The 12,991-nt window shown below is 71.6% G+C and carries 8 protein-coding genes; 2 read left to right on the top strand and 6 right to left on the bottom strand.

The window, feature by feature from the left end; genetic code table 11:
* Window positions 1-113: 113 nt before the first annotated feature.
* Entirely contained in the window at window positions 114-1,541 is a 1,428-nt protein-coding gene (locus IPZ69_RS03910; RefSeq protein ID WP_235452227.1) for an MFS transporter, read from the bottom strand.
* Window positions 1,542-1,643: 102 nt separating this feature from the next.
* Here IPZ69_RS03910 and IPZ69_RS03905 point away from each other — a divergent pair, with 102 nt between their 5' ends.
* Window positions 1,644-2,528 (top strand): helix-turn-helix transcriptional regulator, encoded by an 885-nt coding sequence (locus tag IPZ69_RS03905; protein WP_235452226.1) that lies wholly within the window; start codon window positions 1,644-1,646, stop codon window positions 2,526-2,528.
* A 43-nt stretch (window positions 2,529-2,571) separates the two neighbouring features.
* Here the strand turns inward: IPZ69_RS03905 and IPZ69_RS03900 are convergent, their stop codons facing one another.
* Window positions 2,572-3,981 (bottom strand): arylsulfotransferase family protein, encoded by a 1,410-nt coding sequence (locus tag IPZ69_RS03900; protein WP_235452225.1) that lies wholly within the window; start codon window positions 3,979-3,981, stop codon window positions 2,572-2,574.
* A gap of 439 nt (window positions 3,982-4,420) precedes the next feature.
* The gene (locus IPZ69_RS03895; protein WP_235452224.1) at window positions 4,421-5,887 is read right to left on the bottom strand and encodes an MFS transporter; all 1,467 of its coding nucleotides are present in this window, start codon (window positions 5,885-5,887) and stop codon (window positions 4,421-4,423) included.
* Window positions 5,888-5,969: 82 nt separating this feature from the next.
* Between IPZ69_RS03895 and dusB the strand changes: the two genes are divergently transcribed.
* Entirely contained in the window at window positions 5,970-7,112 is a 1,143-nt protein-coding gene (gene dusB / locus IPZ69_RS03890) for a tRNA dihydrouridine synthase DusB (RefSeq protein ID WP_235452223.1), read from the top strand.
* 22 nt (window positions 7,113-7,134) lie between these two features.
* On the opposite strand, the gene IPZ69_RS03885 is transcribed toward dusB, so the two are convergent.
* From IPZ69_RS03885 to IPZ69_RS03875, 3 genes are all read right to left on the bottom strand, one after another.
* The gene (locus IPZ69_RS03885; RefSeq protein WP_374292752.1) at window positions 7,135-8,796 is read right to left on the bottom strand and encodes a CDP-alcohol phosphatidyltransferase; all 1,662 of its coding nucleotides are present in this window, start codon (window positions 8,794-8,796) and stop codon (window positions 7,135-7,137) included.
* 769 nt (window positions 8,797-9,565) lie between these two features.
* A complete protein-coding gene (locus IPZ69_RS03880; protein ID WP_235452222.1) occupies window positions 9,566-11,503 on the bottom strand; it encodes an amylo-alpha-1,6-glucosidase in 1,938 nt (645 codons plus the stop codon).
* Window positions 11,500-12,930 carry an MGH1-like glycoside hydrolase domain-containing protein gene (locus tag IPZ69_RS03875; RefSeq protein WP_235452221.1) on the bottom strand — a complete coding sequence of 477 codons (1,431 nt, stop codon included), beginning with the start codon at window positions 12,928-12,930 and terminating at the stop codon, window positions 11,500-11,502. The genes IPZ69_RS03880 and IPZ69_RS03875 overlap by 4 nt, the downstream gene beginning before the upstream one ends.
* Window positions 12,931-12,991 lie beyond the last annotated feature (61 nt).

Below are 12,991 nucleotides of genomic sequence, written 5' to 3'. Positions count from 1 at the left end.
CCTCCAGCGTCCCCGCCCAGGGAGTCCTGTCCCTCCGCGCTGCAAGGAGTGTGCAGCAAGAGCAACATCAAGAGGGTTTTCTTCACCACGAGTTGGCCAAGCCGTGCTCTGCCTCAGCCCATGTTCCGCGGCAGCCGCAGGCTGAGCAGGCCGGTCAGCACCACCCCGGCCAGCTGGACCAGCAGCGTCGTGACGAGGGCGTCCCGCATGCCGTGGCCCGGGACGAGGGACAGGAAGAGGGTGCCCAGGGTCGCCACTCCCAGCGCCAGGGCCGACTGCTGGGTGGTGACCATCACACCACTGCCGACACCGGCCCGGGCGGCCGGCACCTCGGACAGCACGAGCCGCATCACCACGGGAAGCTGGAGCGCCTGCCCGGCGCCCGCGACCGCCACACCGGGCAGCAGGTCGACGAAGCCCAGGTCCGGCCAGTCGCGCCAGGCGGCCAGCGCGATCAGGGCGACGCCCACGCCCTGGATCAGCGAGCCCGCGGTGACCACGCGGGTGCCGTACCGGGCCACCAGCCGTGGCCCGGCGAGCGAGACGAACAGGAACGCGACGGCCATCGGGGCCAGGGCGAGGCCCGCCGGAACCGGCCCGAGGCCCGCCCCGCGCTGCAGTGCGACCGCGATGACGAACATGAAGCCGCTGAAGCCGATGGAGAACGGCACCATCAGGACCAGCCCCCGGCGCAGCGAAGCCAGCGCGAACAGGCTCGGCGGGACGAGCGGGGTACGGCCCGTGCGGTCGGCCCGGCGCTCCACCGCGTAGAACGCGGCCGCCGCGAGAGGGAACGCGGCCAGCGACAGCCACGTCCACAGCGGCCAGCCCGCCGCCCGGCCCTCGGTGAGCGGGGCGAGCAGCGCGAGCAGGGACACCGCGAGCAGGACCGTGCCGGGCCCGTCGACCGGCTCGGGGCGCTGCGAGCGCGTCTCGGGGACGGCCCGGACGGCCAGCACCAGGCCGAGGAGCACCACTGGCACGTTCACCAGGAACACCGAGCGCCAGCCGGTGCCGGCGATGTCGGCGGCGACCAGCACCCCGCCGAGGATCTGGCCGGCCACCATGGACAGGCCCGCCGTGGCGCCGTACAGGCTCATGGCCTTGGCGCGCCGCGAACCCGAGGTGGTCGCCTGGATGGTGGCCAGCACCTGGGGCAGCATCGCGGCGGCCGACGCGCCCTGCGTGACCCGCGCCGCGACCAGACTCCAGGCACCCGGCGCCAACCCGCAGGCGAGCGAGGTCAGGCCGAAGGCGGCCATGCCGCCGAGGAAGAGCCGGCGCCGGCCGAACAGGTCGCCGAGCCGCCCGCCGAGGACGAGCAGGACGGCGTACGCGACGCCGTACCCGGCGACGACCAGTTCGAGGATGGCCTCGCCGGCGTGCAGGTCCCGGCCGATGGTGGGCAGGGCGACGTTGACGATGAAGAAGTCGATGAGAGGGAGGGCCGCGGCCAGCAGGACGGTGAAGAGTCCGAGGCCGCCGAGCGCCGGTGGCGCGGCCGGGGACCGTACGGTCTCAGTAGTGACGGTTTCGGTCATGGTCACGATCCTGTTGCACCACTCAGCCTGGTACCAGAGTGTCCTTATCCTGGTAGAAGAAGTACCTGGAAACACGGTCCGCGCGACGGCAGTCTGGAGGACATGACGACGATGGCCGACACGGCACCCGCCCCCGCGGTCCGGGGCTCGGAGATCAGGCGGCACGAGCTGGCCGCCTTCCTGCGCAGCCGCCGTGAGCGGATCTCCCCGGAGCAGGCGGGCCTGCCGCGCGGACCACGCCGCCGCACCCCCGGGCTGCGCCGCGAGGAGGTCGCCCACCTCTCCGCGGTCGGCGTCACCTGGTACACCTGGCTCGAACAGGCCCGGGACATCCAGGTCTCCGTCCAGGTCCTGGACGCGCTGGCCCGCACCCTCATGCTCGACGCCGGCGAGCGCGCCCACCTCTTCCAACTGGGCGGCTGCGCCGACCCCACGCCCGCCGCGAGCTGCCCGACCGTCACCCCGGCCGTGCGCGAGATGCTGCGCCGGCTGGAGCCGATCCCGGCCTGCATCCAGAACAGCCGGTACGACATCCTCGCCTACAACCGCACCTACGGCCGCCTCTTCGGCGACCTCGACGCCGTGCCGGCCGAGGACCGCAACTGCATGCTGCTCGTCCACACCAACCCGGACTGGCGGGCCTCCATCGTCCACCTCGACGAGACCATGCGGCTCATGGCCGCGAAGCTGCGCGCCGCGATGGCCGGCCATCTCGGCGAGCCCGCCTGGAAGATGCTGGTGAAGCGGCTTCAGGCGCAGTCGCCGGAGTTCCGGGAGAACTGGCAGCGGTACGAGGTCGTCAGCAGCCGCACCAAGACCAAGTACTTCAGCAACCGTCACGTCGGCCTGCTCACCCTGGAGCACACGGACCTGTGGCTGAGCCCGGACTTCGGGGCACGGATGGTGACGTACGTACCGGTGGACGAGGAGTCCCGGCAACGACTGGAGCAACTGCAGGAGTTGGCGCGGGCGGACCAGGTGAATTGACCCGCAGGGCTGTTCACGCGGGGTGAGGGGCGGCTGCGAGCCTTCAGCGGGTCGGGGTCACGACGGCGGAGGACTTGAGGACGTGGCCCTCTTCGTCCAACGCCTCGACCCGGAAGTACGGTCCCGGAGCGTCCGTCGGGATCGCCGTCTCGAACCCGGTCCGTTCGGCGTGCCGCACGACCACCGACAGGGAATCGGAGTCCGGTCCTGCGAGCACCCGCCACGCTCTGGTCTGCGTCGAACCGTTCCAGGAGGCGTAGACGACTCTCTTCCTGCCGTCGGTCTTCACCGCTGCGCTCGGCGGATAGGAGGGCTTGCCGATCCACTTGTTCCGGAAGGCCCGGTACGAGATGTTCGAACCCGGCAGCTTCGCGTCGTAGAGCAGGTTCTCCGAGCCGTTGCCCTCCGTGTTGCCCGCGTTGGCGTATTCCGAGTAGTACGAGCTCTGGCCCCATCCGATGAACTTGTTGCCGTTGTCCAGGGCCTGGGTGTTTCCCTGGGACGCCGAGAACAGCGGTGGCCGGTGGTAGTACGTCCGCGCGGCGCTCGCGCGACGGCGGTCGACGTCCAGGTCCAGGACCAGGCCGTGCGACTCCTGTTCCGGTGTGCCGTCCGGCTGGTTGCAGCAGCCGTCGTCGAACAGGCTGATCCTGCCGTCCGGCCCGAACCGTGCGTCATGCTGCCAGTAGAAGTCCGCGTGGGGGCCGAAGGTGAAGTCGCTCTTCTTGCCGCCGAGTTGCCAGTGGATCCCGCCGGTCTTCTTGGAGATGTCGTAGATCGCCCAGAAGTTCCGGAGTGAGATCAACAGCTTCCCGTCGGGGCCCTCGTCGATCGAGTTCAGGTGGTAGGCGTCCCAAACCCCGCCCGACGTCGCCGCGTCGGAGGCCGGCACCTCGGAATCGGCGGGGTCCAGGTGTTCCAGCAGGTCCCAGGAGAAGACGAGCTTCCCCGTCTCCAGGTCGACCTCCTGGATCTCGCTGTCCAGGACGGCCCCGTCCTTCGGACCCCCGTAGGGGCGGAGATCCTTGGGGACCGGCTTGGTCGCGATGAAGAGTGCGGTCCCCCTGCGGGTCAGGAGGAACTCGTGCTCGTCCGGGTAGAAGCCGTGATGCGCGAAGACCGTCTTGAGCAGGCGGTAGTGATCGTCGTAGATGTAGTAGCACCCGCCCGGTTCGGGGGCGCCGCCCGGCAGGTTGGTGTAGGTGGGCGGAATGGCGATGGATCCCTGCCACCAGGTCAGCACCGGCTGCGCCTTCCCGGTCCTGGGGTGGTGATAGGTCTGAACCTTGAAGTCCGCGTTCTGCAGGTCGGGGGAGGGCAGGGGGCGGAACCAGACCGGATCGCCGGAGTTCTCGGAGATCAGTGCCCCCGTCTGACCGAACACCGCGGTGCCGATGGCGTACGGGCCGACGAAAATCTTGCCCTGGGCCGTCCCCGGTTCATGCGCGGTCACCGTGACCCGCTGGGGGTGAAGGCCCGGCTCGGAGACGAAGCTCCACACGTCACTGCCCGAAGTGATCGGCGGCGGAGTCGTCGCACTGCCGGTCGGGGGAGCGGGCTCCGTCGCGCACGGGCGCGACCCGTCCGGTCGCGGACCCGCCACGGCGGGGGGTGGGCAGCTCACGAAGGCGAACCCGGCGGCCAGCGCGCAAGCCCCTGCCGTGCGGCTCAGCCCTCTTCTCGCGCTGCGAGCCCCTGGTCGTCCTTCCGCCATGCCCCGTCTCCTTACGGCCCTGTCTCCGTCTGCGTCGCGTGGGCTGTCGCCCCTCGCGACGGTAGGCGTTATCACCGGCTTGCGCCTGCTATGGGCCGGTGCAGTGGGCTATTTGGACGCGGTGGTGCCGCCCACGCAAGGAGACAGAGGGGGGAGGCCCCGGCGGAAGCGCGGCCGTTCAGCCGACGCGCGGCTGTGAGGTCGCCGCGGTTCCCAGGGACTGCTTGACCTCCGGGGACTCCAGGCGCTCGGCCGTCCGCTCGGCGGTGCCGCGGGCCCAGCGGCCGCTGGTCGCCGCGCCGACGGCGAGTACGGACAGGCCGCACGCCGTGAGGATCCACCACCCCGGCCGCGCCGCCGCGACGAACGCGTCCCCGTACGACGACGAGCCCACCCCGGCGGCCAGTACGGCCCCCACCACGGCCACCCCCAGCGTCTGCCCGAGCTGCCTGCTGGTGGAGGCGACGGCGGCCGCCACCCCGGCCTGGGCCCGCGGCATCCCGGACACCGCGGTGTTGGTGATCGGCGCGTTCACGAAGCCGAAGCCGATGCCGAACAGGACGTAGCCGACGAAGAGCGTGGCATTCGACGTCTCGGCCTCGAACCCCGCGAACAGCACGCCGCTCGCGGTCATCGCGCACCCGGCGATCAGCAGCGGCAGCCGCGGCCCCCGGCTGCCGACCAGCCGCCCGGACAGCGGCGCGCACAGACAGGTCGGCGCCGCCATCGGCAGCATCCACAGGCCCGCGTGCAGCGCGTCGAGCCCACGCACGTTCTGCAGGTAGAGCGTGGACAGGAACAGGAACCCGCCCAGTGCCGCGAACGCGCTGATCGCGATCACGGTGGCCCCGCTGAACGGCGCCGAACGGAAGAAGCGCAGGTCGATGAGGGGTTCAGCACGCCGTGGCTCGTACCGGAGCAGGCCGAGCAGGGCGGCCAGGGCCAGCACGGCGTACGGGGCGACCGCGCCGGCGCCGGAGTCCGGGGCCTCGATGATCGCGTACGTCAGGGAGCCGAACAGGGCGATGACCAGGAGCTGTCCGACGGGGTCGGGGCGGCGGGCCCGGGGGGCGCGGGACTCGGGCACGAAGCGCAGGGTGAGCAGCAGGGCGGCCAGGCCCACCGGCAGGTTGATCCAGAAGATCGAGCGCCAGCCGACCGACTGCACGAGCAGGCCGCCGACCAGCGGGCCGGCGGCCATGGATATGCCGACGACGCCGCCCCACACGCCGATGGCACGGGCCCGCTCGCGCGGGTCCGTGAAGGTGTTGGTGATGATCGACATGGCGACCGGGTTGAGCATCGAACCGCCGACCGCCTGGATCATGCGGAAGACGATGAGCGCCTCCAGGTTGGGGGCGACCGAGCACAGCACCGAGCCGAGGGTGAAGACGACGAGGCCGGTCATGAAGACGCGCTTGCGGCCGACGCGGTCGGCGGTGGAGCCGGCGAGCATCAGCAGCGAGGCGAGGACCAGGGTGTACGCGTCGATCGTCCACTGCATGCCCGCGGTGCTCGCGTGCAGCTCGCGCTGCATCGAGGGCAGGGCCACGTTCAGGACGGTGACGTCCAGGCCCACGATCAGCAGGCTCATGCAGCAGATGGCGAGAACGAGCAGACGTCGGCGTTGACTGAGCTCCGGCATGGGTTCCATCGTACGCCGATTTCAATAGTGCGTCTAACTAATGACTGCTACATGATCATCCCTGATACGCGACAATGGGGCAATGCCCACGCCCGAGTCCCCCTTGCAGATCGGCCCGCACACCGTCCGGCCGCCCGTCGTGCTCGCCCCCATGGCCGGGATCACGAACGCACCCTTCCGCACCCTGTGCCGGGAGTTCAGCGGCGGCAAGGGCCTGTTCGTGAGCGAGATGATCACGACCCGGGCGCTGGTCGAGCGCAACGAGAAGACCATGCAGCTGATCCACTTCGACGCGACCGAGAAGCCGCGCTCGATCCAGCTGTACGGCGTCGACCCGGCGACCGTCGGCAAGGCCGTCCGCATGATCGCGGAGGAGGACCTCGCCGACCACATCGACCTGAACTTCGGCTGCCCGGTGCCCAAGGTGACGCGCAAGGGCGGCGGGTCCGCCCTGCCGTACAAGCGCAACCTGCTGCGGGCCATCCTGCGCGAGGCGGTCAGCGGGGCGGGCGACATCCCGGTCACCATGAAGATGCGCAAGGGCATCGACGACGACCACATCACCTACCTCGACGCCGGGCGGATCGCCGTCGAGGAGGGTGTCACCGCCATCGCGCTGCACGGCCGCACCGCCTCCCAGCACTACGGCGGTACCGCCGACTGGGACGCCATCGCGCGGCTCAAGGAGCATGTGCCGGAGATTCCCGTGCTCGGCAACGGGGACATCTGGTCGGCCGAGGACGCGTTGCGGATGGTGCGCGAGACCGGCTGCGACGGGGTGGTCGTGGGCCGGGGCTGCCTGGGCCGGCCGTGGCTGTTCGCGGATCTCGTGGCGGCGTTCGAGGGGCGGACCGACGCCATCGCGCGGCCGACGCTGCGTGAGGTGGCCGACGTCATGGTGCGGCACGCCACGCTGCTCGGCGAGTGGATCGGCGACGAGGCGCGGGGCGTCATCGACTTCCGCAAGCACGTCGCCTGGTACCTCAAGGGCTTCGCGGTCGGCTCCGAGATGCGGGGGCGGCTCGCGATCACGTCGTCGCTGGCGGAACTTGGGGAGGGCCTCGACGAGCTGGATCTCGACCAGGCGTGGCCGGTCGGCGCCGACGGTCCTCGCGGCCGGACGTCGGGCAACAACCGGGTGGTGTTGCCCGACGGGTGGCTGAAGGACCCGTACGACTGCGCGGGCGTGAGCGAGGACGCGGAACTGGACACGTCCGGGGGCTGAGCCTTCCTCGCCCGCGCTTGGGCTAGCCCTTCTTGGGGTGCGGGGTCGAGCCGTACGCGGTGAGGAAGCGGTCTCGGAACGAGCTCATCTTCCACACCGGGGCGTTGTGGGCCGGGCGCAGGCCGTCCGTCCAGTTCCAGCCGGCGATCTTGTCGAGGACCTTCGGGTCCTTGGCGACGATGGAGATCGGCACGTCACGGCTGGCGTGGTTGCCGCTGACCCGGGCGATCGGCTGGTGGTCGCCGAGGAACACGAGCACGGTGTCGTCGGAGCCGTAGCGCTCCAGCCACTGGGTCAGCGCGGTCACCGAGTACTGGATCGACTTGCCGTACTCCTGACGGGACTTGGTGGTGTCGGCGATGACGTCCCCCGGCTTGTTGCCCGCCTGCTGGATCGACTTGAAGACCGAGCCGTCGCCGAGCTGGTCCCAGCCGACCATCTTCGGGATCGGCGCCCAGGGCTGGTGGCTGGAGGTCAGGATGAGTTCGGACATCATCGGCTTGGCGTGCTTCTTGCCGTGCACGCGCTGCTGGAACTGCTCCAGCGCGTACTGGTCGGGCATGGTCGACCAGCTGAACTTCGGCCCCCGGTAGCCGAGCTGGAAGGCGTTGTAGACCTTGTCGAGGCCGTAGTACTTCTGCTCCGGCCAGCCCTTCTGCACGCCCGGCATCACACCGACCGTGTTCCAGGCGCCGGTCTTCTTGAAGACCTTCGTCAGGCTGAGGTGGTCGCTGGCCATGACCGTGCGGTAGCGCTGCTGGTTGCTGATCCACAGGCCCGACATGGTGGTGGAGTGGCCGAGCCAGCTGCTGCCGCCGTACGTCGCCGACGTCAGCCAGCCGCTCTTGGCGTGGAAGCCCGCCTTCTCCAGGGCCGCCGTGCGCTCGTCGAGCGTCTTGTCGACGCCGGGCGCCATGATCGGGTCCTCGACGGCGCTGCGGCCGTAGCTCTCGATGAACGTGAAGATCATGTCCTTGCCGCGCAGGTCCGGGACCAGCTGGGAGGCCGGCGTGTTCCCGAAGGCGTCCACCTTGGCGACCTTCCGGAACTCCGCCTCGTCCCGGAGCGTGTCGCGCACGGTACGGGCCTGGACCTTCAGCACGCCCGCGGTGTGCTGCGAGGCGATCGGAATGCCGCCGACCGTCAGGCCGAGCGCGGTGCAGGTGATCCAGACCGTGCCGACGATCAGCGTGGCCCGGGAGGCCTTGGCCCGGTGCCGGACCAGCTGGTTGCTCAGCCGTACGGTCGCCAGCGCGACGAGGGTGACGAGCAGGAAGACCAGCACCACGACGCCGAGGCTGAGGCCGAGTTCGGCCGGCCTGCCGAGCGTGTCGTCCAGGTACGCGCGGGCGTCGTCGAACAGCGACCAGTCCAGGATGATGTTGAAGTGCCGGCCCAGGTACTCGTTGAAGCCCATGTCGAACATGTTCAGCACGGTGATGACACCGAGGAGCGCGCCGGTCAGCGCCGACACGATGAGCCGCGGCTTGCGCGGCAGGCTCAGCAGCACCACCGCGCCCATGATCGCCTCGGCCGGCAGCCGCGTGAACTCCGCGAGCTTCAGGTTGCCGAGCGTGCTGGGCATCTGCAGACAGATGTAGACGAGGAGCGCGGAGAGGAAGGTCGCGGTCAGGGACAACACCCGAGCGGCCGCGGGATGCTTGGCCCGCCACCCACGCCACATCCGCCGCCCGAGCCAGGCCCGGGACGCGACAGCGCCTGGCGCGGCTGCGCGCTTGGCGTCCGCATCGGATTTGGGCTCGGCAGCCGGTGCGATTTCGGACTTGGCGTCCGGCGCGGTTTCGGGTGAGGCGTCCGAATCGGCTTCGGACTTGGCGTCCGACTCGGACACGGTCTTGGCGCCCGGCGCGGCCTCGGGACCGGCTTGCGAGGCGGCTTCGGACTTGGCGTCCGACTCCGACTCCGACTCGGGCTTGGCGTCCGGCGCGCCATCGGCTCCGGCCTTCGACGCGGCTTTGGGCTTGCCCTCCGCCGCAGGCGGCTCGGCCTGCTCGGCCCGCTCAGCCCTGCCGCCCTCGGCCTGGTCGGACCCGACACCTCCGGGCTCGGTCTTCTCCGCCCCGGCCGCCGCCGCTGCTTCCTCGACAACCTGGACCGGCTCGACCCGGGCCCCCTTGATTGCGGCCCCCTTGATCGCGGCGACCTCCGCGACCTCGGCCCCTTCCGCCCCGGCCTCGGTCGGATTCGGCGGCAGGACCTCGCCCTCGGATTCCCCCGCCGTACTGAGTGACTGGCGCGTGCTCGTGTGCTGAGGCAACCCGAAGGTCCTTCCGTGCGAGGCCCGTTGGACGGAGCGGCGGACCACGCTGGGGAGGCTGGGCGGGGCCGGAGATCCCGGCCCGCCTGGCCCGCCGTCCTCCCGTACGGTTCGCCTCCGGCCCCTGTTCAGGGCCGTGGGCAAACACCCGGCAAACGGCTCGTCAACACTCCCGCTAGGCGCCCCCGACCGCAGTGAGCAGCGCCAGTGGGGCCGCCGCCGAGCGGGACTCCCGTACGCATGCGTGCGGGTAGGGAACCGGCTCGGCGTGGGTGCCGCGGCCGTAGCCCGCGATCACCTCGGGGAGCCGGTGCCCGGTCGCGGTCGCCGCGTCGACCAGGGCGTGCGCGACCGTGCGGGCCTCGTCGTGCAGGCCGTACCGGGCCAGACCCAGGGTGATCAGCGCGTTGTCGTGCGGCCAGACCGAGCCGCGGTGGTAGGAGAGCGGGTGGTACGCGGGCTGGCCCGCCGCCAGCGTGCGCACGCCCCAGCCCGAGAAGAAGTCCGGTTCCAGCAGACGCCGGCCCACCAACTCGCCGTACTCCTTGTCCAGGAGACCCGACCACAGCAGGTGCCCGGCGTCCGACGCCAGCGCGTCCACCTGCCGGCCGTTGCCGTCCAGCGCGAGCGCGGGGAACGAGTGCTCCCGCATCCAGAAGTCCCGCTGGAAGCGGTCGCGCAGATCGGCGGCGGCCTGTTCGAGCAGGGCCGCGTAGGCCTGGTCCTCCCACACCGTGCGTGCGATCCACGCCGTGCGGCGCAGCGCGTCGTACGCGTACCCCTGGGCCCCCGCCGCCATCACCGGGCCGGTCGCGCGGGTGCCGTCGGCCGAGCAGATGGCGCCGGGGGAGTCCTTCCAGTTCTGGTTGGCGAGGCCGCCCCGGTCGGCGCGGTAGACCAGGTAGCCGCGCGAGGTCAGCCCGCCGTGGTCCAGCATCCAGCCGATGGCCGCGCGGGCGTGCGGCTCCAGGCGCCGGGCCAGGGCCGTGTCCCCGGTCCGTTCGACGTAGGCGCCGAGCAGGACGAGGAACAGCGGTGTCGCGTCGATCGAGCCGTAGTAGCGGGCGAACGGCACCTGGCCGAAGTGCGCCAGCTCGCCGTGTCGTACCTCGTGGACGATCTTGCCGGGCTGCGCCACCGAGGTCGCCCCGGTCTCCACGGCCTGGGTGGCGGCGAGCGCGGGGAGCGTGGCGGCGGCCAGCCGGGGGCGGTAGGGGAGGGCGAAGAGGGAGGTGAGGAGGGCGTCCCGGCCCAGGAGGGTCAGGAACCAGGGGGCGCCCGCCGCCGGTACCCGCAGGTCCTCGCCGTCGGGCCCGGTGGCCGGTACCTGGAGCGCCGCGAGGTCGGCGAGGCCGCGGGCGCAGGCCGCCGCCAGCTCCGGCCAGCCCGTCGGGAAGGCGACGCCTTCCATGAACTCCCCCTCCAGGGAGAGGAGTTGTTCGTTCAGGGCGGCGGGGGAGCGGGGTACGCGCAGGGCCCGCTTCTCGCCGTGCGGGCGTGCCATCACCCGCAGGATCAGCTCCGCGGTGCCGTGCGGTTCGAGGTCCAGCGTCCAGACGAGACGGCGGGCGCCGGTGCCGGTCTCCTCGACGCCGTCCGGGGCGGGGTCGGCCGTGATGGTCGTACAGGACCGCCACTCGCCGCGCCGGTAGCTGAACTCCACGCCGTCGTCCAGGACTTGGCGGGAGCGTACGACGCCGGTCTTGGTGTAGGTGCGGTGGTCGGAGCGCAGTTCGAACTGGTCGGTGAAGTCCGCGTCGGCGGTGATCGCCAGGCGCACGGTCGTCGGCACCGGGCGGTTGTTGGTCACCCGCAGGGACTCGACGAACGAGCTGTCACCGACGGCCTGTTCCCTGAAGAGCGTGTGGGCGGGCGGCTCCTGCCGACCACCGCGCGGTACGAGCACACAGCGCGCCGCGTCCCCGTCCGCGACCGGGGTGAGCGCCTCGGGCAGCGCGCCGTCGACCGTCAGCTGCCAGCGGCTGAGGTGGCGGGCGTCGCGCACGAATAACCCGTCCGGGGAGTTGCCGCCCCGTACGCCGCTGATGTCGCCGCGGTCGCCCACGGCGGCGAACGTCGCTCCGTGCACGAGCAGGTGATGCCGGTCCGTCATGCCCGGTCCCCTCCCTTGTCACTCCTGTCGAACGTGTCGGTGCCCGTGCCGGACACGCCGTGTCCGGGGGGCAGGTGCAGCAGATCGAGCGTGAGTGCGGCGGTCCAGCCGAAGCCGAGCGCGCCGCAGGCCTCGCCGCTGTACGGGTCGACGTACTCCGCGAAGCCGGTGTCGTCGGCCGCCCGGACGAACGCCGAGCGCAGCGCGTCCGCCCGCGCCGACTCGCCGTGCGTCCGCAGTCCGCGCTCCAGCAGCCAGCTGGTGTTGAACCAGGCCGGGCCGCGCCAGTAGCGGTGCGGGTCGAAGGCCTCGCCGAGCAGGTCGTAACTCGGCACGAGCCGGGTGGTGTCGCCCAGGCCGAAGTGCGGTCCGGTGAGCGTGCGGACGAGCGCCGCGGCGATGTCGTGGGGCAGACCGGGCAGCAGCAGCGGGACCAGACCGGAGACCCCGCGCTCCTCGATCAGCCCCCCGCCGCGCACGTCACGGCAGAAGAACATCCCCTCCGTCGGGTCCCACAGCCGTTCCACCAGCGCCGCCGTCAGGCGTTCCGCGCGCGTGTGCCGGGCCGTGCCGACGGCCCCCAGCTCGTGGGCGATGCGCGCCAGCGCGTGCTCCGAGGCGATGAGCAGGGCGTTGAAGGCCGGGTCCTCCACGGCGAACTCGCCCTGCCCGTCGGCGTATCCACGGTCGCGGTAGTCCCCGGCGAGCCGCACGTAGCGCCCGTAGTCGAGATCGGTCGGCCGGTCCTCGGCCGCCCCGTGGTCGAGGTCGGCACGGCGGAAGGAGCGGGCCGGGGCGGGCGTGACACGGGCCAACGGGGCGTCCCAGCAGGGGCTGTTGTCCATACCCTGTTCCCAGGGGTGCACGACGGAGGCGAGCCCGCCGCCGCCCAGGTCCCGGCGGTGCAGCAGATAGCGGTGCCAGGCGGCCAGCCGCGGATGGACCCGGGCCAGGAAGCCGCGGGCCCGGGACAGCCCCGGGTCGGCGCAGTGCACCAGCCAGGCCGCCAGCGCGTGCACCGGTGGCTGCACGATGCCCGAGGTCTGTACGGTGCGCGGGGCGCCCGCCGCGCGTCCCGCGGTCGAGGACCGCCAGAAGTCGGGGCTCGGGAAGTACGCGTCGAGCGGTACGGAGGGGTTGAAGACGATGTGCGGGACGCGCCCGTCGGCCCACTGGGCGGCCAGCAGCGTCTCCAGCTCCGTCTGCGCCCGCAGCGGCGACACGTGCCTGAGGCCGATCGCGATGAACGCCGAGTCCCAGGACCACTGGTGGGGATACAGCCGGCGCGAGGGCACGGTGGAGGTGCCGGTCCAGTTGTCCGTCAGCACCCGGGCGGCCCTGGCCTGCGGTGAATCCGCCGCGGGCGGCGGATCGTATGCAATGGCGGGCTCCGCCGGTAGGGCGGTGAGCTGGGCAGTGCGATCCACTCGGGGCTCCCCGAAGACGTCCGGTCGACCTGGTTCAGCAGTAGCTACCATAGAGTTACGT

Origin of the sequence: Streptomyces olivochromogenes, from assembly GCF_021538895.1 — a bacterium.
Taxonomy (GTDB): Bacteria; Actinomycetota; Actinomycetes; order Streptomycetales; family Streptomycetaceae; genus Streptomyces; species Streptomyces olivochromogenes_A.
This window is presented reverse-complemented; position numbering and strand designations above follow the sequence as displayed.